The sequence below is a fragment of the Collinsella sp. BG-O-102 genome, from assembly GCF_023656745.1.
Taxonomy (GTDB): Bacteria; Actinomycetota; Coriobacteriia; order Coriobacteriales; family Coriobacteriaceae; genus Collinsella.
Window position 1 is genome coordinate 58,841 of the sequence record NZ_JAMOKO010000001.1, and the last position, 23,634, is coordinate 82,474.

The 23,634-nt window shown below is 59.4% G+C and carries 21 protein-coding genes and 5 tRNA genes; 15 read left to right on the forward strand and 11 right to left on the reverse strand.

All coding sequences use genetic code 11. The features are described 5' to 3' along the window. Positions 1 to 3 precede the first annotated feature (3 nt). From cysS to NBH09_RS00275, 3 genes are all read left to right on the forward strand, one after another. Entirely contained in the window at positions 4 to 1,470 is a 1,467-nt protein-coding gene (gene cysS, locus NBH09_RS00265; RefSeq protein WP_250786742.1) for a cysteine--tRNA ligase, read from the forward strand. Positions 1,471 to 1,656: 186 nt separating this feature from the next. After that, positions 1,657 to 2,571 (forward strand): 23S rRNA (guanosine(2251)-2'-O)-methyltransferase RlmB, encoded by a 915-nt coding sequence (gene rlmB, locus NBH09_RS00270; protein ID WP_195520840.1) that lies wholly within the window; start codon positions 1,657 to 1,659, stop codon positions 2,569 to 2,571. Between the two features lie 3 nt (positions 2,572 to 2,574). Continuing rightward, entirely contained in the window at positions 2,575 to 3,252 is a 678-nt protein-coding gene (locus NBH09_RS00275; protein ID WP_055285223.1) for an NYN domain-containing protein, read from the forward strand. Positions 3,253 to 3,279: 27 nt separating this feature from the next. Here NBH09_RS00275 and NBH09_RS00280 read toward each other — a convergent pair whose 3' ends face one another. Continuing rightward, entirely contained in the window at positions 3,280 to 4,620 is a 1,341-nt protein-coding gene (locus tag NBH09_RS00280) for a DNA-binding protein (protein ID WP_250786743.1), read from the reverse strand. Between the two features lie 224 nt (positions 4,621 to 4,844). On the opposite strand from NBH09_RS00280, the gene NBH09_RS00285 reads away from it, so the two are divergent. The 11 genes from NBH09_RS00285 to rplA all read left to right on the forward strand — a co-directional run bounded on the left by NBH09_RS00285 (position 4,845) and on the right by rplA (position 10,114). Further along, a tRNA-Thr gene (locus tag NBH09_RS00285) sits at positions 4,845 to 4,919 on the forward strand. Positions 4,920 to 5,732: 813 nt separating this feature from the next. Further along, positions 5,733 to 5,814, forward strand: a tRNA-Tyr gene (locus tag NBH09_RS00290). Positions 5,815 to 5,824: 10 nt separating this feature from the next. Continuing rightward, positions 5,825 to 5,900, forward strand: a tRNA-Thr gene (locus NBH09_RS00295). 3 nt (positions 5,901 to 5,903) lie between these two features. After that, positions 5,904 to 5,980 (forward strand) — tRNA-Met (locus NBH09_RS00300). Positions 5,981 to 6,076: 96 nt separating this feature from the next. Then, positions 6,077 to 7,267, forward strand: coding sequence for an elongation factor Tu (gene tuf / locus NBH09_RS00305; RefSeq protein WP_035137538.1), 1,191 nt, complete (start codon positions 6,077 to 6,079; stop codon positions 7,265 to 7,267). 279 nt (positions 7,268 to 7,546) lie between these two features. Beyond that, positions 7,547 to 7,696 (forward strand): 50S ribosomal protein L33, encoded by a 150-nt coding sequence (gene rpmG / locus NBH09_RS00310; protein WP_022093895.1) that lies wholly within the window; start codon positions 7,547 to 7,549, stop codon positions 7,694 to 7,696. Positions 7,697 to 7,709: 13 nt separating this feature from the next. Continuing rightward, positions 7,710 to 7,785, forward strand: a tRNA-Trp gene (locus NBH09_RS00315). A 76-nt stretch (positions 7,786 to 7,861) separates the two neighbouring features. Then, positions 7,862 to 8,200 carry a preprotein translocase subunit SecE gene (secE, locus tag NBH09_RS00320; protein WP_035137537.1) on the forward strand — a complete coding sequence of 113 codons (339 nt, stop codon included), beginning with the start codon at positions 7,862 to 7,864 and terminating at the stop codon, positions 8,198 to 8,200. Positions 8,201 to 8,203: 3 nt separating this feature from the next. Continuing rightward, positions 8,204 to 8,740 carry a transcription termination/antitermination protein NusG gene (nusG, locus tag NBH09_RS00325; RefSeq protein WP_099432095.1) on the forward strand — a complete coding sequence of 179 codons (537 nt, stop codon included), beginning with the start codon at positions 8,204 to 8,206 and terminating at the stop codon, positions 8,738 to 8,740. 120 nt (positions 8,741 to 8,860) lie between these two features. Beyond that, the gene (gene rplK, locus NBH09_RS00330; protein ID WP_022093893.1) at positions 8,861 to 9,289 is read left to right on the forward strand and encodes a 50S ribosomal protein L11; all 429 of its coding nucleotides are present in this window, start codon (positions 8,861 to 8,863) and stop codon (positions 9,287 to 9,289) included. Between the two features lie 117 nt (positions 9,290 to 9,406). Further along, positions 9,407 to 10,114 carry a 50S ribosomal protein L1 gene (gene rplA / locus NBH09_RS00335; RefSeq protein WP_022093892.1) on the forward strand — a complete coding sequence of 236 codons (708 nt, stop codon included), beginning with the start codon at positions 9,407 to 9,409 and terminating at the stop codon, positions 10,112 to 10,114. Positions 10,115 to 10,239: 125 nt separating this feature from the next. Here rplA and NBH09_RS00340 read toward each other — a convergent pair whose 3' ends face one another. The 10 genes from NBH09_RS00340 to NBH09_RS00385 form a co-directional block, all read right to left on the reverse strand. Further along, the gene (locus NBH09_RS00340) at positions 10,240 to 10,950 is read right to left on the reverse strand and encodes a metallophosphoesterase family protein (RefSeq protein ID WP_117799696.1); all 711 of its coding nucleotides are present in this window, start codon (positions 10,948 to 10,950) and stop codon (positions 10,240 to 10,242) included. Continuing rightward, complete coding sequence (locus NBH09_RS00345) at positions 10,947 to 12,863, reverse strand: BMP family ABC transporter substrate-binding protein (RefSeq protein WP_250786744.1); 1,917 nt, start codon at positions 12,861 to 12,863, stop codon at positions 10,947 to 10,949. Before NBH09_RS00345 ends, NBH09_RS00340 begins: the two co-directional genes overlap by 4 nt. A 92-nt stretch (positions 12,864 to 12,955) precedes the next feature. Further along, positions 12,956 to 13,723: a mechanosensitive ion channel family protein gene (locus NBH09_RS00350; protein ID WP_250786745.1), complete on the reverse strand. Its 768-nt coding sequence runs from the start codon at positions 13,721 to 13,723 to the stop codon at positions 12,956 to 12,958. A 129-nt stretch (positions 13,724 to 13,852) separates the two neighbouring features. Further along, positions 13,853 to 15,877 carry a bifunctional metallophosphatase/5'-nucleotidase gene (locus NBH09_RS00355; protein WP_250786746.1) on the reverse strand — a complete coding sequence of 675 codons (2,025 nt, stop codon included), beginning with the start codon at positions 15,875 to 15,877 and terminating at the stop codon, positions 13,853 to 13,855. A 157-nt stretch (positions 15,878 to 16,034) separates the two neighbouring features. Next, on the reverse strand, positions 16,035 to 16,829 hold the full coding sequence (locus NBH09_RS00360) for an ABC transporter ATP-binding protein (RefSeq protein ID WP_055250279.1): 795 nt from the start codon (positions 16,827 to 16,829) through the stop codon (positions 16,035 to 16,037). Continuing rightward, on the reverse strand, positions 16,822 to 17,745 hold the full coding sequence (locus NBH09_RS00365; RefSeq protein ID WP_006234992.1) for an ABC transporter permease: 924 nt from the start codon (positions 17,743 to 17,745) through the stop codon (positions 16,822 to 16,824). Before NBH09_RS00365 ends, NBH09_RS00360 begins: the two co-directional genes overlap by 8 nt. A gap of 203 nt (positions 17,746 to 17,948) precedes the next feature. Next, positions 17,949 to 18,929: an ABC transporter substrate-binding protein gene (locus tag NBH09_RS00370; RefSeq protein ID WP_250786747.1), complete on the reverse strand. Its 981-nt coding sequence runs from the start codon at positions 18,927 to 18,929 to the stop codon at positions 17,949 to 17,951. A gap of 160 nt (positions 18,930 to 19,089) precedes the next feature. Further along, complete coding sequence (locus NBH09_RS00375; RefSeq protein WP_195444122.1) at positions 19,090 to 19,875, reverse strand: hypothetical protein; 786 nt, start codon at positions 19,873 to 19,875, stop codon at positions 19,090 to 19,092. Between the two features lie 259 nt (positions 19,876 to 20,134). Beyond that, complete coding sequence (gene asnS / locus NBH09_RS00380) at positions 20,135 to 21,538, reverse strand: asparagine--tRNA ligase (protein ID WP_055285210.1); 1,404 nt, start codon at positions 21,536 to 21,538, stop codon at positions 20,135 to 20,137. A 181-nt stretch (positions 21,539 to 21,719) separates the two neighbouring features. Then, the gene (locus tag NBH09_RS00385) at positions 21,720 to 22,283 is read right to left on the reverse strand and encodes a PTS sugar transporter subunit IIA (protein ID WP_040359007.1); all 564 of its coding nucleotides are present in this window, start codon (positions 22,281 to 22,283) and stop codon (positions 21,720 to 21,722) included. 243 nt (positions 22,284 to 22,526) lie between these two features. Here NBH09_RS00385 and NBH09_RS00390 point away from each other — a divergent pair, with 243 nt between their 5' ends. Next, positions 22,527 to 23,426 carry an alpha/beta hydrolase gene (locus NBH09_RS00390; protein ID WP_161115128.1) on the forward strand — a complete coding sequence of 300 codons (900 nt, stop codon included), beginning with the start codon at positions 22,527 to 22,529 and terminating at the stop codon, positions 23,424 to 23,426. The last annotated feature ends 208 nt before the right edge of the window (positions 23,427 to 23,634 follow it).

Here is a 23,634-nt window from a genome sequence, read left to right on the forward strand (position 1 = left end):
CGAATGCGTATCTACAACAGCGCTACCCATAAAAAGGAAGAGTTCCAGCCCATCGAGTCCGGCAAGGTCCGCATGTACGTGTGCGGCCCCACGGTCTACGACAACATCCACATCGGCAACGCCCGCACGTTCATCAGCTTCGATGTGATTCGTCGCTGGCTCATCGCAAGCGGTTACGAGGTCACGTTCGCCCAGAACCTCACCGATGTCGATGACAAGATCATCAAGCGCGCCAACGAGCAAGGCCGTACGGCTGCCGAGGTCGCGACGGAGTTCTCCGACAAGTTCATCGGCGTCATGCGCGCCGCCAACGTGCTCGATCCCGATGTGCGCCCCCGCGCCACCAAGGAGATCGGCCCCATGATCGCTATGATCAAGACGCTCATCGAGCAGGGCCACGCCTATGCCGCCGATAACGGCGACGTGTACTTTGCCGTGCGCAGCGATCCCAACTACGGTCAGGTCTCGGGCCGCAACATCGACGACCTTATGGTTGGCGCGCGCATCGAGGAGAACGAGGACAAGAACGACCCGCTCGACTTTGCCCTGTGGAAGGCCGCCAAGCCCGGCGAGCCCAGCTGGCCGAGCCCCTGGGGCGAGGGCCGTCCCGGCTGGCACACCGAGTGCGCCGCCATGGTGCACCGCTACCTGGGCACCCCGATCGACATTCACGGCGGTGGCTCCGACCTTGCCTTCCCGCATCACGAGAACGAGTGCGCCCAGGCCACCTGCGCCTGGCACCAGGGCTTCTCCAACACCTGGATGCACACGGGCATGCTGCTGGTTGACGGCGAGAAGATGTCCAAGTCGCTCGGTAACTTCTTTACGCTGGCCGAGGTGCTCGAGCAGCACTCTGCCGCGGCTCTGCGCTTGCTGATGCTGCAGACGAGCTATCGTTCGCCGCTCGACTTCTCTTGGGAGCGCCTGGAGGGTGCCGAGAACTCGCTCACGCGTATCGCCGGTACGGTCGAGAACCTGCGCTGGGCCGCGAACCATGCGACGGCCGATGCCGAGGAGGCAGCATCTGAGGCGTTTGTCGCCAAGGCCGCCGAGACTCGTACTGCCTTTAAGGAGTGCATGGACGACGACTTTAACACCGCCGGTGCCATGGGTGCCGTCTTTGGCTTTGTGACCGAGTGCAACCAGTACCTGGAGCAGGCGGGCGACGCTGCCGACAAGGCCGCCGCGCTTGCCGCCGCCGACACGCTGGCCGAGTTGCTCGATACGTTTGGCGTTGAGCTTCCCGAGCCCAAGGTCGAGCTGCCGCTGGGCCTGCTGGGCGTTGCCGCCGGTTTGGTTGCCTACACGGGTGACGACGTGGACGAGGCCGCTGCCAAGATTCTCGAGGCCCGCGCCGAGGCCCGCGCCGCCAAGAACTGGGATCTGGCAGACGCCATCCGCGATCAGCTCAAGGACCTGGGCCTCACCATTGAAGATACGGCCGCGGGCACTCGTATCAAATCTCTCTAATCCCCGCGGTTTTCCCAAGCACCCGACCTTGCCGTTCAAACCGTCGCTCGCGTACTCAAGTACGCGTCGCTCCTCTTTCGCGGCAATCTCGGGCACTTGGAAAACCCGTACCGACCGCCCGAATTAATATTCATGGGCGGTCGTTTATTTTGTTTCGTTTGATAGTTGTATTTAGGAGGTCGCTTTATGGCCGACAATCGCAAGCGTGCGCCTCGTGGTGGCAAGCAGGCTGCTTCTGGCTCGCGTCCGATTCGCCGCAATGACCGCGCTGCCGCTCCCAAGGGCCAGCGCGATCGCACCCAGGTTGCGCGTCCGCAGCGCGATCGAAACCGCGACGCTGTCCAGGCTCCCAAGGGCGAGTTTATCGAAGGTCGTCGTGCTGCCGCCGAGGCGCTGCGCACTGGTTTTCCCATCAAGTGCGCGCTCATTGCCGAGGGCGGGGAGCGCGATGCCGCCCTGTCGCGTCTGGTCGATGACCTCAACGCCGCGGGCGTCCGCATTAAGTATGTGCCGCGCGCGCAGCTCGACGCACTGTCGAGCCATGGCGCTCACCAGGGCATTGCGCTCGAGGTTGGTAACTTCCCCTATGCCGATGTCGCCGATATCCTCGACCGCGCGGGCGACGGTCCGGCGCTCGTCATCGTACTCGACCATGTGACCGACGACGGTAACTTTGGCGCTATCGTGCGCTCCGCCGAGGTCGTGGGCGCCGCGGGCGTCATCATCGCCAACAAGCGCGCCGCCGGCGTGACCGTGGGCAGCTACAAGACCTCTGCCGGCGCCGTCATGCACCTGCCCATTGCGCAGGTTCCCAATATCGCCCGAGCGCTCGATGACCTCAAGGCCGCTGGTTTTTGGGTGGGCGGCGCCTCCGAGCACGCCGAGGGCAGCTGCTGGGATGCTCCCTTCGAGGGCCGCGTGGCGCTCGTCATGGGCTCCGAGGGCGACGGCATCTCGCGCCTGGTGCTCGAGAAATGCGACTTTTTGACCAAGCTTCCCCAGCGCGGCATGACCGAGAGCCTCAATGTTGCCCAGGCGACCACGGCGCTGTGCTTTGAGTGGCTGCGCCGCAACGTCGGCGAGCTCATGGGGGAGGAGTAGCGCATGTCCAAAAAGAACCGTGCCAAGTCCAAGGCCAAGCGCTTTGGCGAGGGCTCGGCCAAGCCGATTGTTTCGGCCGCGACCTACGGCGTGGGCGGCAATGCGTTTGCGCAGGCCATCGCCGACCCGGTCTCGACGGTGCACTCCAATAAGCCCGAGCTGCTGGTGGTCGACGGCTACAACGTGATCCACTGCACGCCGCGCTACGAAAAGCTCGTGTACGACCATTCAGACGATCCGTATTCCAGCGACGTTCACGATATGGCACGCACCGCCCTCATCAACGACGTCGCCGCGTTTGCCCAGGGCCGCTACGAGGCCGTGATCGTGTTTGACGGCGCGGGCAACATCTCCAGCGAGCGCCCCAACCTGCCGGCCCGCGGCGTGCGCATCGAGTTTTCGCCGACGGGCGTCTCTGCCGATACCGTGGTACAGAAGCTCTGCATCGAGGCACGCGAGGAAGGCCGTGCGTGCTCTGTTGTGTCGAGCGACGGCACGATCCAGGCCGTCGTCATGGGCAAGGGCGTTACGCGCATCTCGAGCCGTATGCTGGTGGACGAGATCAAACAGATCGACAACGACGTGCACGAGGCCGAGGAGGCCCCGCAGATCAAGATGACCCTGGGCAGCCGTCTAAGCCCCGAGGCCCTGGCCAAGCTCAAAGCTCTGCGCGGGAGGTAGGGGAGTTGGCGGGGCGATGCTGTCTCGCTAACTCCATTCAGCGATGTCGATCATTCTTTCGAGGCGCCATGTTAGCGCCTCTTTTAGATAAGGCAGTCTCGCTGTAAGAGCGTCGTTTTTGGATAGGATTTCGATTGCCTCGTCAACGAAACCCTCGAGTTTGTCGCCGTCAAACCAGCCCATGTCCTCGACGAGCAACATTTGTTTGGCGGGGCTTGAATGAAATTGTGCGCTGGTAAAACTGTGCTCTCCCGCCCTAAGCTCCTCTAGTGATATGTTGCACCAGAGTGATGAGCCCGAATCGAAGATAGGGGCAGGTCTGCAGGCTAGCGTGTTTACGTTTCGCACAAGGCCAAAGTTACGCCAATGACGATCGTAGTTGGCGATGATGTCGTCGCACACGATCATGCGGTCAAGGGCATCCTTGACGCCTGTCACCCCGAGCTCCTCGCAGTTTGCTACGTATCGCTCGTAGTCGGTTAGTCGTTCATCTGCGTTTGCGTGCTGGTTTACATAGAACGCAGGGACATACTCTTCTTCATCAGTTAAGAAGACATCGCATATGCTCAGGGCGGAAGTGCCCGTGCCCTCGAGCGAGTAAGGCACATAATCGCAGGTGTTTAGGATGCGACGGTGGAGCGTGGTCGCCACCAGCTCGTTATAAGGTTCCTGGTTCAGGTGCGCTCCTGCCTTATGCAGAATTCGACGCCCGCCCTCGCATGTCCAGTACTTTTGAAGATTGCCGTCCGAGGTGTTGTCGGGCTTTGCGGCAGCCGCTTTTCCCTCTGGGGCAAAGGGTGCAATGGACAGCGAGACGTCATCAAAGGCGTTATTGAAGAAGTTGATATCCTCCCAGGTGAGACCGGAACCTTGGGGCCTAATCCAATACTGGTCGGATAAGGAGAGGCCGAGATTTCGCTGGACGAGTTCATCGGGAACATCGACTGCGGCTTCTGCAAGCAGGGAGGCTAGCCCAATGCGTGCGAGCGGGATACCGCGGCCGCGCCACCAGATGCGGAAGGAGTCTAGCGATATGGGGCTATTAGGGCCAAATACTCCAATAGGGGCGTGGGCGTAATCGATGTCGGCACCGATGTGGGTAAAGTCTTTTCGCGATGTACTGTAGACCAGCTGAGCGACTTCGTACGTGCGGTTCATGAGGGTGAACGCGATCTCGCTCTTACCGTGGCCGCGGCGGGGACGTCCCCCCGTTTTGGTCACAGAGCGGAGTCGCGTGTCGACGCTGTCTTTGTCGATGAGCCATACACCAGAAGCCTTGCGGGCCTCAAGTGCTCCGTTTTTTATGAGCTCCTGCACCCTGCGCGGAGTGATGCCGAGCAGCTCGGCGGCTTCTTTGGTAGTAAGCATCGCGAAACCCTTCGCCAGAACGAATAGTTTTATATATAGCAATTGTAATTAAAACTATTCGTTCTGGCGAATGGTTTTAAGATTGAGGGCGCACTGACAGAAATGAACGGGCCTGGTACGCGTTGTTGCTGGATTTTGCATATTTGTATAACGCCGTGCGGCCTGTTGCGCCCCGTCCGCAATTCCTTTATTCTTAACTCGCTTCGCGTGAAAGCGCCAAGTGTGCCAGTGTGGCGCAACGGTAGCGCAACTGATTTGTAATCAGTGGGTTGCAGGTTCGATTCCTGTCACTGGCTCCATGAGAGTTTCGGGCTCTGTTTCCTTGTGGGACAGGGCCCGTTTCTATTTATGTCGATAAGTCAGCGTGTTTGGCGCCAACCAAGCTTCAGGTTTGTCTCGATCCGTAACACGAGTGGGCTGAAGACCCTCCTTATAGTTACAGATCGAAACATTGCCAAGGGAAGGCCGATAACATCTCGATCCGTAACACGAAGAGGCTGAAAACCGTTCTTACTGTTACAGAATGAGACGTAAGCGGGGGTTTCTGCGAAACATCTCGATCTGTAACAGATAGGGGAGGAATAACCCTCTTACTGTTATAGGTCGAGACATAGGCCGGGGCGAGGTTGGTCATCGTCATCGAGCGTGGATTATCGGACACACGAGCGTGGAAAATCTTCCGCCTAGTGAATGAGCGTGGATAATCTGCCACTTTGGATTCGATGGCACGGCAAAGTGGGAGATTATCCACGCTCGATTTCAAACGGAAGAAAATCCACGCTCGATTTTGCCTGGGAAGAGCAATCTTCTGTCTGGGCAGCCCCGATCTCGACCTATATATAGGTGCAAATAAGCTGGTATCGAAGTTCGATACTGAAGGTGTACTCCACTACAGCAAAGTGTTACCTTGGGAAACGTCACCTCAGTATCCAAAACCACTGTCCTTCATATCCAAACTCAATAAAACCGCAGGTCACGGCTATATAGATACGCCCGGCACCGTGTATCTAGAGGTTTTCGTTGACAGCCCCCAAGGTGGCATCGTATTATCTTCTTCGTTCGCGGGGGCGGCGGTCCAAAAGACCAAAGGACCTGCGGATACTTGAACGATTGGGAGTTTGCCCGAGTGGTTAATGGGGACGGGCTGTAAACCCGTTGGCTCTGCCTACATAGGTTCGAATCCTATAGCTCCCACCCGTCAAGTGCCTGTATAGCTCAGTCGGTAGAGCACTTCGTTGGTAACGAAGAGGTCACCAGTTCAAGTCTGGTTGCAGGCTCCATCCGGCGGTGTAGCTCAGTTGGTTAGAGCACACGGTTCATACCCGTGGCGTCACTGGTTCGAATCCAGTCACCGCTACCATAGGTAACACGGTGGCTTCTCAATAGTATGTTGAGAGGCCACTATGGTATAAAGGCAAAGTCCCGTCCGGGGACGACCTGTTAAGAGGAGGGCTTTATGGCCAAAGAGAAGTTTGAGCGCACTAAGCCGCATGTTAACATCGGCACCATTGGTCACGTCGACCACGGCAAGACCACGCTGACCGCTGCCATCACCAAGGTTCTCTCCGAGACCGAGGGCTGCAAGGCTGACTTCACTGCGTTCGAGAACATCGACAAGGCTCCCGAGGAGCGCGAGCGCGGCATTACGATTTCCGTCTCCCACGTTGAGTACGAGACCGCTGCCCGTCACTACGCTCACGTTGACTGCCCGGGCCACGCTGACTACGTCAAGAACATGATCTCCGGCGCTGCTCAGATGGACGGCGCTATCCTGGTCATCGCTGCTACCGACGGCCCCATGGCTCAGACCCGCGAGCACATCCTGCTCGCCCGTCAGGTCGGCGTTCCCTACATCGTCGTCTTCCTGAACAAGTGCGACATGGTCGACGATGACGAGCTCATCGACCTCGTCGAGATGGAGACCCGTGAGCTCCTCTCCGAGTACGATTTCCCCGGCGACGACATCCCCGTCATCCGTGGCTCCGCTCTGGGCGCTCTCGAGGGCGACGCCAAGTGGATGGACGCCATTCGCGAGCTCATGAAGGCCGTCGACGAGTACATCCCGACGCCTGCTCGTAACAACGACCTCCCGTTCCTGATGGCCGTTGAGGACGTTATGACCATCTCCGGCCGTGGTACCGTTGCTACTGGCCGTGTCGAGCGCGGTGAGCTCAAGCTCAACGAGCCCGTCGAGATCGTCGGCATCAAGGATACCCAGAACACCGTCGTTACCGGTATCGAGATGTTCCGTAAGTCCATGGACTTCTGCGAGGCTGGCGACAACGTCGGTCTGCTGCTCCGCGGCATCAAGCGTGAGGACATCGAGCGCGGCCAGGTTCTCTGCAAGCCCGGTTCGGTTACCCCGCACACCAAGTTCACCGGCGAGATCTACGTTCTGACCAAGGAGGAGGGCGGCCGTCACACCCCGTTCTTCGATGGTTATCGTCCTCAGTTCTACTTCCGTACCACCGACGTTACCGGTACGGTCAAGCTCCCCGAGGGCACCGAGATGGCTATGCCTGGTGACCACATCACCATCGAGGGCGACCTCATCCACCCGATCGCCATGGAGGAGGGCCTGCGCTTCGCTATCCGCGAGGGTGGCCACACCGTCGGTTCGGGCATCGTCTCCACGATCATTGAGTAAATTAGCTCTTTGATATAGCTGACTTAGAGAACCCGGCACTTATATGGGTGCCGGGTTCTTTTCTGCAATGGATATTGAGCCGTTGCTGGTGTCGAGAGGATCGATAATGGTCCTGGATGCACCGTCGATTAGCTCTCGATGGCTTCATTGATGTGTTCCAAATATGAATGGATCCACCGAGAACCAATTGACTCGAGGTTTTCATTGACAGCACTTACGTGGAGCTGATAAAGTAACAACTCGTGCCCGTACGGGGCGGAAATGAAAGGTTCAGGATACATGCGTACTCTAGTTACTCTTGCGTGCACTGAGTGCAAGCGCCGCAACTATACGACCACCAAGAACAAGTCGACCATGCCTGATCGTATGGAGATCAAGAAGTATTGCCCCTGGTGCCGTCACCACACGCTGCACAAAGAGACTCGCTAGTCTCTAGTCACATACGCCAGTAGTTCAATTGGTAGAGCATCGGTCTCCAAAACCGAGTGTTGAGGGTTCGAGTCCTTCCTGGCGTGCCAGTCATTATTCCGTAAGCTCCCACTTGGGGGCTTACGGTTTACTCATGTATAAGCGCATTGCGCGGAGGTAACCCAAATGGCCAACAAGAAGAACAAGAAGAAGGCTCAGCAGCCGGCACCTGCCAACAAAGCTGCCGCCAACTCCAAGGTTGAGGCCAAGAAGGCCGTTGCCAAGAAGAACGAGAAGGCTGCGAAGTCCAAGAAGAACGAGAAGCCTGGTTTCTTCGCCCGCACCAAGAAGTATTTCGCTTCGGTCAAGTCCGAGATGAAGCGTGTCACGTGGCCCGATAAGAAGGAGCTCGTGAACTACTCGGTTGTTGTTTGCGCTTCTCTGATCGTCGTCGGCGTCGTCATCGCTCTGCTCGATGCTGGCTTTGGCGAGGCTCTTGCTCTGTTCTCTGGATTGAGGGGCTAAACCATGTCTAAGCGTTGGTACGTCGTTCACACTTACTCTGGATACGAGAACCGCGTTAAGTCCGATCTCGAGCATCGCATCGAGACTATGGGCATGCAGGACCGTATCTTTGATATCGAGATTCCTATGGAGCGCGTCACCGAGATTAAAGAGGGTGGCAAGCGTGAGACCAAGGATTCCAAGATCTTCCCGGGTTATGTCCTGGTCCGCATGGAGATGGATGACGATGCTTGGACGTGTGTTCGTAACACGCCTGGCGTCACCGGTTTCCTAGGCGGCAACGGCAAGCCCGCTCCGCTTTCCCGCGACGAGTACAACAAGATGACTCGTCGTCCCGGTAAGGGCGATTCGCCCAAGCGCACCTCGGTTGATATTGAGGTCGGTACGTCCGTCCGCGTCACCGATGGCCCGCTTACCGACTTTGATGGCAAGGTCTCCGAGGTTAACACCGAGGCTGGCAAGCTCAAGGTCACGCTGATGATCTTTGGCCGCGAGACGCCGGTCGAGCTCGACTTTAACCAGGTCGCTGTCATCGCTTAAGTTTTCGTCCGTTCGCGCGAGCGTGCTTCTTCTGTGACTGCTCATCTCAGGAGTGCTTCTAACACGTGCGTGCTTACGATATAGCAAGTACTTCACACTCGTGATTCGAAAGGAATGACCATGGCTGAGAAGAAGGTTGCCAACGTCATTAAGCTCCAGATTCCTGCTGGTGCAGCAAACCCCGCTCCTCCCGTCGGCCCCGCCCTGGGCGCTGCTGGCGTGAACATCATGCAGTTCTGCCAGGCCTTTAACGCCGAGACGCAGGACAAGAAGGGTGACATCATCCCCGTTGAGATCTCTGTCTACGAGGACAAGTCCTTCTCCTTCATCACCAAGACCCCGCCGGCGGCTCACCTTATCAAGAAGGAGCTGAACCTCAAGTCTGGTTCCGCTAAGCCCCAGGCTGACAAGGTTGGTCAGCTCTCCCAGGAGCAGCTCACCAAGATCGCCGAGATCAAGATGCCGGACCTCAATGCCAACGACATTGACGCCGCCAAGAAGATCATCGCCGGTACCGCCCGTTCCATGGGCGTCACCATCGCTGAGTAGCGATTTCTTATGGTAACGGCGGGTGCTCCGACCGGGGCGCCCGTTAAATGTGTGCAATAGGGCACACGATACGATGTGGGAGGGCTCACGCCCGTTTAACCACAGGAGGTAATGCACATGGCTAAGCATGGTAAGAGCTATAACGCCGCTGCCGAGAAGATCGACCGCGCAACGCTCTACACCCCCCTTCAGGCTGCCAAGCTCATCAAGGAGCTCGACACCGCCAAGTTCGACGAGACCGTCGAGGCTCACTTCCGTCTGGGCATCGATACTCGTAAGGCTGACCAGAACATCCGTGGTTCCATCTCCCTGCCCCACGGCACCGGCAAGACCGTTCGTGTTGCCGTCTTCGCCGAGGGCGAGAAGGCCCGTGAGGCTGAGGCTGCCGGCGCCGACATCATCGGTTCCGACGAGCTCGTCGCCCAGATTCAGAAGGGCGAGATCAACTTCGACGCCGCTATCGCTACGCCGAACATGATGGCCAAGGTTGGCCGCATCGGTAAGATCCTTGGTCCCCGTGGCCTCATGCCGAACCCCAAGCTCGGCACCGTGACCATGGACGTCGCCAAGATGGTCTCCGAGCTCAAGGCTGGCCGCGTTGAGTACCGCGCCGACCGCTACGGCATCTGCCACGTGCCCCTGGGCAAGAAGTCCTTCTCTGAGCAGCAGCTCGTCGAGAACTACGCTGCCCTGTACACCGAGATTCTGCGCGTCAAGCCCTCTTCTGCTAAGGGCAAGTACGTCAAGTCCATCTCCGTGTCTTCCACCATGGGCCCTGGCGTCAAGGTCGATCCCGCTGTCCAGCGTGACTTCCTGGCTGAGTAACTGCTAGTTACTGCCTGAGTACAGCAAGCATTGCTAAAGAAACCCGGTTCTGCCTTGTGCAGGACCGGGTTTCTTGCTATCGCGTCAAAAGCACCATAAAGGGGACAGTGTCCCCTTTATGGTGGTTACCAGGGTGTTCTGGCTGTTGAAGACTCGATGGCTTCGTGGCGTTTGAGCTCGCGGCGCATGGTTTGTGAGTTGAGCCAAGCTGCTTGCCAGCCGCGGATGGGGTAGTGCGTCTGGTCGAGCTCAAACTGCGTATAGCCGCAGGCGTTGATGATCGTCGTTCCACACACATGCTGACGCTCGCGCTGAAAATCGCAACCGTAGCTTTGGTGCACATGCCCGTGCACCATGTAGTCGGGATTCCAGGATTCGAGTGCTGTGTTAAAACACTCGAATCCTCGATGCGGCAGATCGTCCAGATCACCCATGCCGGCGGCGGGTGCATGGGTAAGCAGAATGTCGCACCCGCCGACCATCCTAACCTTACGCGACAGCTTACGCATGCGCTTGGACATCTCGCGTTCGGTGTACATGTTGGCGCCGTCGCGATAACGCATGGACCCGCCAAGGCCCGCAATGCGAATCCCTCGGTACGTGTACACGCTGTCCTCTACGCAGATACATCCACCCGGTGCATGACGTGCGTAGCGGTCATCGTGATTGCCGCGCACGTAGATGAGCGGTTTGTTGATGACCGTAACCAAAAACTCAAGATAGTCCGGGTCCAGATCGCCGGCGGACAAAATCAGGTCGACTCCCTCAAAGCGTTCCTTGCGAAAGCACTCCCAAAGGCATCGTTCTTCGGTATCGGCTATGGCAAGGATTTTCATAGGGCAGGGACTTTCGGCTCATCGTCGAGCTGCGGAATGGTGCCTACCACGTTGTCCGCCAGCCAATTCATCTCGACAATCTGCCTGCTCGGCAGCGGAGGGAAGCCTTCGATCTGTACCACGCCGTTCTGGCTGTGGAGCTCGCCGCCAAAGGGGTTGATGGATCCCACAACAATGCCGTTGCGGAGCAACTGCACGAGTTTGCGCGTTTGGTAGGGTAGGCCCGGAGCGTAACGGATGTCGATAACGCCGGAGCTCATGCCATACCAGTAGTTGACAGCGCGCACTTGGTTGTCGTCGCTGGTCTCGTCCCACGTGCCGTGAAGAAGGCTGCGAACGATGAGCTCGTAGTAACGGCCCCAGTTCCATACGGGCATGGCGATGCCGGTGACTTTGCCGTCGACCAAGCGGTGAAGCCCGTAGGCCGTTGGGTCTTCGAGCGACTTTGACATGTCAGCGCCGGTCATGACGCTTACGCCTTCGCGGCACATGGCTTCGGCAAGACCACCGGCGGGAACATCGCCCCAGGTGAGGATGACCTGCGCGCGCGGGTCGAGCAGCGAGGCGCCAATCGCAAAGGCGTTGATCTCGCTGAGTGCGCCCGAGGCGAAGACCGACGCGTGGTAACCGATGCGGTGGTTGTCCGCCATGCTGGCCGCAAGGGCGCCCAGCAGAAACTTGGCCTCGTACATCTTGCCAAAGTACGAACGGACGCTTTGATGGGGAAGGCCGATAGAGCAGTTGAGGAACCGAACCCGGGGATACTCAACGGCAGCCCTGAGCGTGTATTCCATCAGGCGGTGCGAGGTCGAGAAGATGACGTTTGCTCCATGTTTGACAGCCGTTTCCACGGCGGCGTAGAACACATCCGGATCGTGACAGTCCTCGAACGCCTCGGTGCGCACGATACCGCCAAAGTGCTCATCGAGATACTGACGCCCTTGGTCGTGCAGGCTGTCCCAGCTCGACGTCGCACAGGGGAACTCATGGATAAAGGCGATGCGCAGGGGGTTGGCCGTCGAGTAGACGGTCTTGCCCATAAAGAAGTTGAGCACGCTAGAGGTGGACTTGGCGGGCGTCTCCTCCTCGTCGACGCTCGGTGCTTCGACAAGATCGACCTTGTCCTCGTCATTTTTGCCGGCAATGACCAGCTCGCGCCAGATCTTGCACAGGCGGTTTACGACGATATCCGTTGGCGTATCCAGCAGGCGGTCCTGGTTGTACACATTGAGGTAGACGAGCATGGCGTCGGCGGGCGTAATGTCCAGGTGATCGCCGCCTGCGCGAAGGTAGGCACGCTTAAAGAGCAGGAAAGTGTGGCGCAGGTAGTCGACCTTTTTCTGCGGCCATTTTTCGATAAGGTTCTGACCGAGCATCTTCGCGAGCGTTTCGTAGCTTCCCTCACGCGAGAACTCGATCTCGTATAGGGGGCAGACGCGCCAAAACGCGCAGAACTCGCCGTACAGGCGGCTTTCGACGGAATCCCATGTGCCGGGGTAGAGACGGGTGACCTTGGCCGAAACCGTCGGGGCGTCTAGGAATTTGAGGACACTGACGCGTTTGTTGCCTTCTTGGACATAGAACCGATGCATGAACTCGGTGACGATGACGGGGTCGCGATAGCCCTCGGTCACCTGGATGTCGTAGAGGTTGGACCACTTGCGGGCGAACTCGGTGCTAAACGGAAGCAGGGGCATAAAGTTACACGAAAAGGCGGACTGACGGCCCTTGGTGACCGTGCCGACGACCATTTCGAGCGGAATATCCCGCAGGCCGACATTCTCTCGCTGACCTAAGGGGAGCTGAGCAACCAAGCTATCGAGGTCCGTAAGGTATGGATGCTCGCTTTGGCTAATGGCGCGTCGACGTCCTTGCTCGCCGCGCTTGCGTGCTTGACGATAGGCCTCTTCCATAATGTTGCTCCCTTAGTCGTTTAAACAACTATATGAACCATGGTACCACGAATGAAAACCACTACAAAGATGCCTGACCCCTTTGCGGTGGTTTAGGCGATGATGGGGGCGATGGCGCGGATGCAGGCGTCGGCAGCGGTGAAAGTGGTGCTGTCGTCGCTGACGATAAAGATGATCTTTCCTTTGATGCCAAAGTCGCCGATTTCGCTAAAGAGCACGTAGGGCTCTTTGTCAAAGCCCGAGATGGGCGAGACGGCCGTTTTGGTTGCGCTCGTGAGCTCGTCTGCCAGCACGTCAAGGGAAGCCCACTTAGACGTGTCCTTTACGGCAACGGGCACGGCCACGCGTCCAAAGGGCATCAAATGCACGAGCGTGTTCTTGGAGATGTTGGAGTTGGGCACAATGATGGTCTGTCCACAGGCATCCTCAATCGTTGTATGACGCCAAGTGATGTCTTGGACCACGCCGGATACGCCGCCGACCTCGATATTGTCGCCGGGTTTGATGATGCCCATAAAGGTCACTTGCATGCCGCCGATAAGGTTTGACAGCGTGTCCTGAAAGCCGAGCGAGATGGCGATGCCGCCGACGCCAAGAGCGGCGACGAGCGCGTTTGCGTTAATGCCAAAGCAGTTGTCGAGGATAAAGCTGCCGCCAATCATCCAGATGACGGCGCGCGCGATGTTGATGAAGATACTTGATGCCGGAAGCGGGTTATCGTCACGGTTAAGCAGATGGTTCAGGGTCTTGGATACGACCTCGGCGGCGACGGCGGTGCCTATCGCCAAGATGACGGCCCAGATGATGTTGTGGACCCACCGTTGCTCAAAGAAATGAAGAATCGGCTCAAACAATTCCATGTAGGGAAAACCTCCTAATGATCGTCCAACCATGATACCCACCAAGAAGCCCGTCCGATCAAATTCAGACGGGCTTCTGTGCTCGATATAAGGTTTACGCGGCGGGGCTGCAAGGCCCGGCGGTGTAACTTAGCGTCGACGCTTCCAGATAATGCCGAGGATGATGACGATGATGCCGCCGATAAGGCACGCGCCAACTACTGCCAGCGTGCGGTCTCCCGTTGCGGCGAGCTTACCGCTCGTCTTCTTGGTGCTGACCTTCGTGGTCGTCGTGTCCGTCTTAGGCGAGGGCTTAGGCGTCAGGGCCGGTGTGGGCGTGGGGTCCACGGCTACGGAGCCGAAGCTGATGGTGCCGGCGAGCCCGGCCATCTTGCTCTCCCAGCCGTTCTGCCCAATCAGCGCCCTCAGCGCCGCCTCGCACGTGCCCCACTCGGTGTACTTGGTGGCGTGTGCAAAGGTGGGAAAGTCGGTCGTGTTGGTAATGATGTAGTTGTTGGTGGCGACGGTATAGGTCTTGGCGGGGTCGAGCGTGCTGCCGTCTTTGGTGAGTGTGGCACTCACAATGCGCTTGCCTTCGGGCTGCGTCCAATCAATCGTCACGTTGATGCCGCCAAAGGAGAGAACGCTGCCAGAGTCATCGCGCCACTTGTACTTGTCTTGCGCCTCCTGCTCGGTGTGACCGGCCGCCACATAAGCCTGCTGAAGCTCGTAGCTGTCGTTGCAATCGTCGCTGATTTGTAGCGAGTGCTCGAGCGCTGCGAGGAAGTCCGCGCCGGTCATGGTCCAGGTCTCCACGGTGTTGCCGTAGGGCGAGATGGCGATGACGTTGCCAGCGGTCACGTTGCCCGCCGCGATGCCGCCGCGGATGCCGCCAGCGTTTTCGATAGCGAGGTCCGCGCCCGTCAGGGCAAGATAAGAGCCGCAAATCACGTGGCCGATGGTCTGGGCCTTGGTGGTGTCGCCCTCCTTGCCGGGGCGGAAATCGGTGGTGCGCACCATTTCCCAACCATGCGTGCCTGCGGCGTCCTCGCCGTAGAAATAGTTGGTGGTGGATGTGCCGAGCACCTTGTTCGATTCGTTTTCAAAGTCCTCGTCGAGCGGCTTGATCTTGTTGCGGACGGCTTCAAGGCGGCTTTGGTAGTCGGAGCCCTTGTCGGGGTCTGTCAAAAGGTCGTTGACGTTCTTGGCGGTGTAGAGCTTCTCGTCGCTGCCGTCTGCAGGGACCGTGACCGTGTCATCGTCGGTCGTCTCGGTGCCATTCGTGTCGTATTTGTACGGAATGGAAAGCAGTCCCACCTCGGCAAAGGCACTGCCCGCCTCGACAACGTGGATTGTCTTGCCGTCGGCTCCCGTCACCTTCTCGTTAAGGTTGATGTGCTCGTGGCCTGCGATAAGGGCATCGACGCCACGGAGTCGCGTGGCAAAGGTCTTGGCGTCGAGCGTGTGCGCGATACACACAACAACATCGCAGCCCTCCCTGCGCAGCTGCTCTGCCTCGGTATTGATGGCGTTCGCGGCACTCGAGAAGCTGGTGCCCGCGACCAGGTCCGCGCGCAGCGAGGAACCTAGCGACTCATCCATGGCACCCACGACGCCGACCTTGATTTTGTAGTCGAATGTGGAGTGATCTTCGCTATCCTCCCAGGTGCGATCGAGCGTCTTCGTGATGCTCGAGCTCCATACGCCGCTCGTAGACTTCGCGTTCGCGCAGAGCATGGCGAAGGGCGTGCCGGTGGTGCTGTAGCCGGTCATGGTGCGGAGTTTGTCCGCACCGTAGCTCCAGTCGTGGTTGCCTGGCGTGGTCGCGTCGTAGCCGTCGGCGTAGAAGGTGTCCATGAGCTCGGCGATGCTCTTGCCCTCGCTCATGGTGGCGAAGGACTGTCCGTGGAAGGTGTCGCCCGCATCGAGCAAAAGATCGGGGACGCTGCTTTGGGCGCTATAGAGAACCGCCAGTCCGTCAAAGCCCACAGTGCCGGTGCCCTTGCTTGCGTTGTAGCTGTACTTGTAGCTGCCGTGGATGTCGTTGGTGTGCATGACGGCCACGGAGCCGTCAATAGCGGCGGGCAGGTTCCCCGCGAAAGCGAGGCTTGGGATGCCTGCGAGCGCGCCGGCAAACAACGCGGCGGCTAACGCAAGGCGGGGGAGTCTATTCATGGCAGTTTCCTTAGTCCTTAGCCAGAATGTCTGGTTGAATATCGGATTATCGACATAATATGCGAAAACCGCCGCAAGGGCGTCTGTCCCTTAGCGGCGGTTTTGACGTTTGCGCAGATAAAACCTGCCAAAATAAACCTGTCCCTTTTGGCAGGTTTTAGCTCAGCAGCATGCGGTCGTTGGCGAGCTCGCCGCCCGAGACCTCCTCGAACTTCTGCAGCAGGTCGGCCACGGTGAGCGACTTCTTCTCGTCGCCGGCCACGTCGTAGATCACGTGGCCTTCGTGCATCATGATCAGACGGTTGCCCAGACGGATGGCGTCGTTCATGTTGTGCGTGACCATGAGCGTGGTCAGGTGGTTCTCGTCGACGATCTCCTCGGTCAGGTTGAGCACCTTAGAGGCCGTCTTGGGGTCGAGGGCCGCCGTGTGCTCGTCGAGCAGCAGCAGGCGCGGCCTGGTGAGCGTGGCCATCAACAGGGTGAGTGCCTGGCGCTGGCCGCCCGAGAGCAGGCCGACCTTGGCGTTAAGACGCGTGTCAAGACCAAGGTCCAGGCGCTTGAGCAGCTCAACGTACTCATCTTTCTCGGCCTTGGTGACGCCCCACGAAAGGCCGCGACGCTGGCCACGGCGCTTGGCGAGGGCCAGGTTTTCGGCGATCTGCATGTCGGCAGCGGTACCGCGCATGGGATCCTGAAACACGCGGCCCAGGTACTTGGCGCGCTGCGACTCGCTCAGGCGCGAGATGTCGGTGCCGTCGAGCTCAATAACGCCCGAATCGAGCGGGTACACGCCGGCGATCATGTTGAGCAGCGTGGACTTGCCGGCGCCGTTGCCGCCGATCACGGTTACAAAGTCGCCGTCATTCAGGGTGAGGTCGACGCCGGTGAGCGCGCGCTTCTCGGTGACGGTGCCCTTGTTAAAGGTCTTCTTGACGTGCGAGAGCTTAAGCATCTGCCTCATCCCCCTTCGTGTAGGAGCTGCGGAGCTTATAGCGCTCCCAAACCACGGGTACGCACAGGGCCACAGCGACAATTACGGCGGAAAGCAGCTTCATGTCGTTGGCGTCCATGCCCAACTGCAGCACGATGGCGCGGATAAGGAAGTACACCACGGAGCCAAAGACGGCGGAGGCAAGACGGACGCTAAACTGCGTGAGACCGCCGGGCAGCAGGCGGCCGAGCACCTCACCGATAACAATGGCGGCAAGACCGATAACGATGGCACCGGTGCCCATACCAATGTCGGCGTACTTTTGGCTCTGGCAGATGAGCGCGCCCGAAAGCCCGATGAGGGCGTTGGAGAGCACGAGGGCGATCATCTTGGTGGAGTTGGTGTTAACGCCCAGGGCGCGGATCATGTACTCGTTGTTGCCGGTGGCGCGCAGCGCCGAGCCGATCTCGGTGCCAAAGAACCAATACAGGATGGCAACGATAGCCACGGCGAGCAGGATGCCCAAGATGATGGCAACGGTGGACTGCGGCAGACCGGTCATATTGCTGACGGCCGAAAACACGGTGCCCTTGGCAAGAATGGGCGTATTGGACTTGCCCATGATGCGCAGGTTGATGGACCACAGGCTGATCTGGGTGAGGATTCCGGCGAGGATCGCGGGAATCTCAAAGACGGTGGTCAAAATGCCCGTGACGGCGCCCGCGATGGCGCCGGCGCACATGCCGGCCAGCACGGCGAGCAGCGGGTCGACGTTGTTATTGACGATGAGCACAGCGCAGACGCAGCCGCCGAGGGCAAAGCTGCCGTCGCAGGTCATATCGGGAATATCGAGTAGGCGGAACGTGATAAACACGCCAAGCACCATAATGCCCCAGAGGACGCCCTGCGAAACGGCGCCCTGCAATGCAATGAGCATGCTTCATACCTCCTAGGATAGGGTGGACACGTGATTCACCATAATAGCGGTAACAATGCATAGAAGAGCTGCGGACAGACGTTTTGTTTTACCTGAAACAAGCAGGGCGGACGCCGGTCTACAGCGCCCGCCCCTGTGGCTCAGATATTGAATAACGCGGCTAAAGCGCGAGCACGGGCTCTAGGCGCATGCCGCGTATGGCATTACGCGTCCAGAGCGGAAAGGTCGATGCCCAGGGCCTCGGCCATCTCGTCGTTCTTGACGACGACCAGGTCCTTGCTCGAGAGGTGCTTGATAGGCATGTCTTCGGGCTTGGCCTCGCCCTTCAGAATCTTGACGGCCATCTCGCCCGCGGCGTAGCCCAGATCCTCGTAATTGATGGAGAGGGTGAACAGGCCGCCGGCCATGCACATGCCCTCCTCGCCAGTCACGAAGGGAAGCTTGTTCTCCTTGCAGATCTGGCCCACCTGCGAGGCGCCCGCGGCGATGGTGTTGTCGGTGGGGGAGTACAGCGCGTCGACCTTGCCCACGGCAGACTCGACGACGGACTGAATCTCGTTGGAGCTCGAGACGGTGAAATCGGTGTACTCGAGGCCCAGCTTGTCGAGCTCCTTCTTGGCGGCCTTGATCTGGACGTCGGAGTTGGACTCGGCGGTGCAGTAGAGCAGGCCGACCTTTTCAACGTCGGGCAGGACCTTCTGCATCATCTCGAGCTGCTCGGCGACCGGGGTGAGGTCGGAAGCGCCCGTGACGTTGGTGCCGGGCTTGTCGTTGTCCTGGACCAGGCCGGAGGCGGCGTAGTCGGTGATGGCGCAGCCCACGATGGGGATATCGGCCGTGGCGCCGGCGGCAGCCTGCGCGGCGGGCGTGGCGATGGCATAAATCAGGTTGACGTTGTCGCCCACAAACTTGTCAGCAATGGACTTACACGTGGACTGGTCGTTCTGGGCGTTCTTCTGGTCGATCTTGACCTTAAGGCCGCTCTCCTTGATGGCCTTGACAAAGCCGTCGTTGGCGGCATCGAGCGCGGAGTGCTCGGTGAGCTGCAGAACGCCGATGGTGTAGTCGGAACCGGCGGCAGCAGAGCCGGAACCAGAGTTGCCGCCGCATCCGGCGAGCGGGGCGAGCGCGAGCAGGCCAGCGGAGACCAGAAGGCTCCTGCGGCTGATGGTGATGTCCTTCATATCATTACCCCCAGTATAAAAATGGCTGGAAACACTGCACTGGGACAAAGTGCAAGTGGAACTATAGTAGCGCTGATGTCCATTTTTACAACAGCCTGGCGGGTTTTTTAATACAGAATCGGATGGGCGGTACGGGTAGTCGAATGGGCGGCGGAGGGTCTTATGCGGCGGAGGAGGCGTCGTCCTCGTCTAGGGCGGCGAAGAGCTTCTTGCCGTCGAGGAGACGTGTGGTGACGTTTCTCATACGGGCGATCTCGACGGTGCGCAGCGTATCGTCGGTGCCTCGGGCGTCGTAGACCGTTCCCAGCAAATACGAGATGCCATCGCGCTGCCTGATGGCAAAGGGACGGAGTGTCATCCGTGCTGCTTCGGTTTCGCCACGCGTCGTGACGCTCGAAATATCAAAACTCACCGTGGTTCCGTGGTCGATGGCCTGCTCGACGAGCTCGCACGTGTCGATGCGCTTGATGGGCGTGCGTGTTGCCTTGGTAGCCTTGCTGCCTGCGCTTGGAGCGGGTTCGGGTGTATCGAGGTAGCCGCGAACGTCGGCGCTCGCCATGGCAACTAAGTGCTGCGCCATGCTCTTGCGGATAGCGATAGGCGTGGAGCGGTTGCGCATGACCATACCGTGGAGCCGGATGATCTCTTCATCGGTGAGCGGGCGGGTAAGAAGTTTGTAGCCCACGCCGCGTTTGTACTCAATTTCGTATCCGGCATGGCGAAGCGCGGAGATGGCGGTGTAGATGCTGCGCCGCGCCGCCGAGATGGGCATGCGGGCGGGGTCGTCGGGATGGGCGAGGCGCCGGATCAACTCATCGGAAAGCATGGCCTTGTCCTCGCCGGTGTTTTCGCTTAATAGTTGCAGGATGCGAACGGCGCGATAGGCTGCCATCGAGGCGGCGCCTCTAGTCGTGGTGTCGTAGGTTTCAACAGCGGCTTCGGTCATGGTGCCCACGTCCTTTCCGTTTTGGGTGGCGACGGTATGGAGCCTAGGACGTGGGGCTTTCCCAGGGGCGCAGGGCGCTCTGGGCGGTCGGTAGTCGTCGGCAAACGGCGGGTCGAGTTTTCAACAGCCCTGCTCAACTGACCAAAAACTTGCCAAAAGCTTGACGGATGCTGTTGAAAAAAAGCGTCTCTCGACCGATGTCGAGAGGCGCTTGTGCGATGAGCGTTGGCGTGTGGCGACGCGAGCTAGCGTCCGACGATTAGAAGTCGGCGTTGCCCACGGTGCGCGGGTGCGGCAGGACGTCGCGGATGTTGCCCACGCCGGTCAGATACATGACCAAGCGCTCGAAGCCCAGACCGTAGCCGGCGTGCTTGCAGGAACCGTAGCGGCGCAGGTCAAGGTAGTACTTGTACTGCTCGGGATTCATGCCCAGGTCCTTGATGCGGGCCTCGAGCAGATCCAGGCGCTCCTCGCGCTGGGAGCCACCGATGATCTCGCCGATACCGGGAACCAGGCAGTCGGCGGCGGCGACGGTCTTGCCGTCCTCGTTCATGCGCATGTAGAAGGCCTTGATCTCGGCCGGGTAGTCGGTTACGAAGGTCGGGCGCTTAAAGTGCTCCTCGGTCAGGAAGCGCTCGTGCTCGGTCTGCAGGTCGATGCCCCAGCTCACGGGGTAGTCAAACTTGTGACCGGCGGCGACGGCCTGCTCCAGGATCTCGACGGCCTCGGTGTAGGTAACGCGGGCGAAGTCGGAGTTGGCGACATGGTCTAGGCGTTCGAGCAGACCCTTGTCCACAAACTTGTTGAGCATATTGAGCTCGTCGGGGCAGGTGGCCATGACGTCCTTGAGGACATACTTGAGCATGGCCTCAGCGTTATCCATGTAGTCGTTAAGGTCGGCAAAGGCCATCTCGGGTTCGATCATCCAAAACTCGGCGGCGTGGCGCGTGGTGTTGGAGTTTTCGGCGCGGAAGGTGGGGCCAAAGGTGTACACGTCGCCAAAGGCCATGGCAAAGTTCTCGGCATTGAGCTGGCCGGACACGGTGAGGCTCGCATGCTTGCCAAAGAAGTCCTGGCTCCAGTCGACCTCGCCGGACTCAGTGAGGGGCGGATTTTTGGGGTCGAGCGTGGTCACGCGGAACATCTCGCCGGCGCCCTCGCAGTCACTCGTGGTGATGATGGGGGTGTTGACGTAGACAAAGCCCTGCTCCTGGAAGAAGCGGTGGATGGCGGCAGCCGCGACAGAGCGGATGCGGAACACGGCGCGGAACAGGTTGGTGCGCGGGCGCAGGTGCTGCTGGGTGCGCAGGAACTCGACGGTTGCGCGCTTCTTCTGCAGCGGGTAATCCGGGGCGCTCGTGCCCTCGACCTCGATGGAGGTGGCAGAAAGCTCGAAAGGCTGGGGCGCATCGGGGGTCAGCTTGACGGTGCCGGTGCAAATGAGTGCGGCCGAGACGTTTTGATGGGCGATCTCGTCGTAGTTGTCGAGTGCCTCGCGGTTCATGACGACCTGCAGGTCGCGGAAGCAGCTGCCGTCGTTGAGCGTAACAAAGCCAAAGTTCTTCATGTCGCGGACGGACTTGACCCAGCCGGCGACGGTGACGGTTTGGCCGCCGAGCGACTCGGCATCGGCATAGAGCTGCGCGATTTTGGTGCGGTTCACGTATCCTCCCATAACGGTTGAATGATAGTTATCCATACAGTTCGTTATTCTAGCAGCTCGTCTCATTTGGGCTATACAGATAAGGCATTGGCGGGATGGTTTTTCAAACGAAAAGCGCCCGCGGCCAAATGGTCGCGGGCGCTTGACGAGGTGCCTTTTGGCTGTGTGGCGTGGGGCCTGGCTACTTGGTCTTGGCAACCAGCAGCGGGTCGCCAAGCTTGACGAGCGGGTTGCCGCCGATAAGCGTTCCAGACTCGCCGACATGGTCGATGCTCTTAAGACGATCGAGCTCGGAGACGATGACGGTCACGATGTCCTCGTGACCAGCGGCCTTAATGGCCTCGCGGTCGAAGCTGATAAGCGGCTGGCCTGCCTTGACCACATCGCCCATCTCGACAAAGCGGGCAAAACCCTTGCCGTTCATTTCCACGGTGCCCAGGCCAACATGGATGAACACGCGCAGGCCGTCCTCGGTGATCATGCCGATGGAGTGGTTGGTGACAGTGGTGGCACCGATGCGGCCGTTGGCGGGCGCATAGATGGTGCCGGTAATGGGCTCGATGCCATAGCCCTGGCCAAGCATGCCCGAGGCGATCGTCTCGTCGGGAACCTCGTTCAGGTTGACGAGCACGCCGTTGACGGGGGCGTAGATGACGCCTTCGCGGGTAGCGAAGCTTGCTGCGGGCGGAACGGACGCCTCGCCGGTCGAGGTGAAGGTGGACTTAAGCGAATCGAGCAGACCCATAGTTGCCTCCAACTTAAATAGGCGCATATCGCGCGTTTGGTTTGCCGGAAACGTTTCACATGTGTTTCGCGGCTTGGTCAACGCCCCTATTCTACGCTGCTCAACGATACCTCTGAACTGGGATTATGTGATATATCAGTTGAAGGGAAACTTATTGCCGGAGTGTTTCTGCGCCACGGGTTCAAGTGGGGTACGCTTGAAGGCGAAAAACAAGGGCGCATAATTTGCGCGAAGGGAGCACATATGATTGTCGAGAACCATGCGCTGTGGGGCGAGGAGCCGACCGAGGATTATCCGGCGACGTTTACGTATTTGGGTGCCGAGCCGCTGCCCGATAAACCGAATGGCCGCCGCCCCGCGGTGATCATCTGCGGCGGAGGCGGGTTTACGCATATCGCTCCGCACGAGCAGGACCCGGTGGCGTTTGCATTTTTGGATCGCGGCTACCAGGCCTTTGTGCTTAACTATGTCACGAGTTCTACGGGTGACGTGAGCTTTCCGCACCCCCAGGCAGATCTTGCCAAGATGGTCGCCACGGTGCGCGCCAACGCCGACGAGTGGCATGTCGATCCTAAGCGCGTGTGCGTCGTGGGCTTTTCTGCTGGCGGCATGATTTGCGCCTCGCTGGCAACACAGTGGAAGACCGGCCCCTTCGCGGCACTTGCCGGGGCGCGTCCGGACGACATTCGTCCCGATGCCGTGGTGCTGGGCTATCCATTGCTCGACTTTGCCTATGTGCGTGACATGCAGGCGCGCGATCCGCGCATTGACTTGCGTGTGCCCAAGACGGGCGGCAAGACGGGGCGCGATTTGCTCAACGACTACCTGTCGATGGTGACGGGCGGCGAGGCAACTGACGAGCATCTGGCCGACATCTGCCCCACCACGCATGTTTCGCGTCAGATGCCACCGACCTTTGTGTGGGGCGTGTCCGACGACAAGACGGCGCCGATCGCGCAGGTCTACCCGTTTGCGCAGCGCATGGCCGAGGAGGGCGTTGCATGCGAGATGCACGTCTTCGACCAGGGTGGTCACGGCCTTTCGCTCGGCAACGCCAACACCGCGGTCGACAACGAGGACAAGCAGGTGGCAGTCCGTCCCTGGATCCGCCTAGCCTTCCGCTTCCTGGAGCGCCATCTGTAAGAGTAAGAGGGCCAGCCCCATCCCGTCCCTCATAACTTGCGGTGAAATAGTTCCAATTAAAGTCACGGGGCTTTAAACAGGAACTATTCCACCGCAACTTCGTTTTGATCTGTTGGAGACGGAGGAAAATGGATCATTTTGTCGAGGGAGCGGGCGGCTGTTTCTGCTCCCGCGGGAAACCACGTCCCGTTTGGGAAATCGTGACCCG

Bases quoted from the DNA above. Each gene is read 5' to 3' on its own strand.
- NBH09_RS00345 (WP_250786744.1), bottom strand. From the start codon at position 12,863: ATGGAAGAGGCCTATCGTCAAGCACGCAAGCGCGGCGAGCAAGGACGT.
- nusG (WP_099432095.1), top strand. From the start codon at position 8,204: ATGTCTAAGCGTTGGTACGTCGTTCACACTTACTCTGGATACGAGAAC.
- NBH09_RS00350 (WP_250786745.1), bottom strand. From the start codon at position 13,723: ATGGAATTGTTTGAGCCGATTCTTCATTTCTTTGAGCAACGGTGGGTC.
- NBH09_RS00365 (WP_006234992.1), bottom strand. From the start codon at position 17,745: ATGCTCATTGCATTGCAGGGCGCCGTTTCGCAGGGCGTCCTCTGGGGC.
- NBH09_RS00355 (WP_250786746.1), bottom strand. From the start codon at position 15,877: ATGAATAGACTCCCCCGCCTTGCGTTAGCCGCCGCGTTGTTTGCCGGC.
- NBH09_RS00370 (WP_250786747.1), bottom strand. From the start codon at position 18,929: ATGAAGGACATCACCATCAGCCGCAGGAGCCTTCTGGTCTCCGCTGGC.
- NBH09_RS00280 (WP_250786743.1), bottom strand. From the start codon at position 4,620: ATGCTTACTACCAAAGAAGCCGCCGAGCTGCTCGGCATCACTCCGCGC.
- rpmG (WP_022093895.1), top strand. From the start codon at position 7,547: ATGCGTACTCTAGTTACTCTTGCGTGCACTGAGTGCAAGCGCCGCAAC.
- NBH09_RS00275 (WP_055285223.1), top strand. From the start codon at position 2,575: ATGTCCAAAAAGAACCGTGCCAAGTCCAAGGCCAAGCGCTTTGGCGAG.
- NBH09_RS00385 (WP_040359007.1), bottom strand. From the start codon at position 22,283: ATGGGTCTGCTCGATTCGCTTAAGTCCACCTTCACCTCGACCGGCGAG.
- rplA (WP_022093892.1), top strand. From the start codon at position 9,407: ATGGCTAAGCATGGTAAGAGCTATAACGCCGCTGCCGAGAAGATCGAC.
- secE (WP_035137537.1), top strand. From the start codon at position 7,862: ATGGCCAACAAGAAGAACAAGAAGAAGGCTCAGCAGCCGGCACCTGCC.
- NBH09_RS00375 (WP_195444122.1), bottom strand. From the start codon at position 19,875: ATGACCGAAGCCGCTGTTGAAACCTACGACACCACGACTAGAGGCGCC.
- tuf (WP_035137538.1), top strand. From the start codon at position 6,077: ATGGCCAAAGAGAAGTTTGAGCGCACTAAGCCGCATGTTAACATCGGC.
- rlmB (WP_195520840.1), top strand. From the start codon at position 1,657: ATGGCCGACAATCGCAAGCGTGCGCCTCGTGGTGGCAAGCAGGCTGCT.
- NBH09_RS00360 (WP_055250279.1), bottom strand. From the start codon at position 16,829: ATGCTTAAGCTCTCGCACGTCAAGAAGACCTTTAACAAGGGCACCGTC.
- rplK (WP_022093893.1), top strand. From the start codon at position 8,861: ATGGCTGAGAAGAAGGTTGCCAACGTCATTAAGCTCCAGATTCCTGCT.
- NBH09_RS00390 (WP_161115128.1), top strand. From the start codon at position 22,527: ATGATTGTCGAGAACCATGCGCTGTGGGGCGAGGAGCCGACCGAGGAT.
- cysS (WP_250786742.1), top strand. From the start codon at position 4: ATGCGTATCTACAACAGCGCTACCCATAAAAAGGAAGAGTTCCAGCCC.
- NBH09_RS00340 (WP_117799696.1), bottom strand. From the start codon at position 10,950: ATGAAAATCCTTGCCATAGCCGATACCGAAGAACGATGCCTTTGGGAG.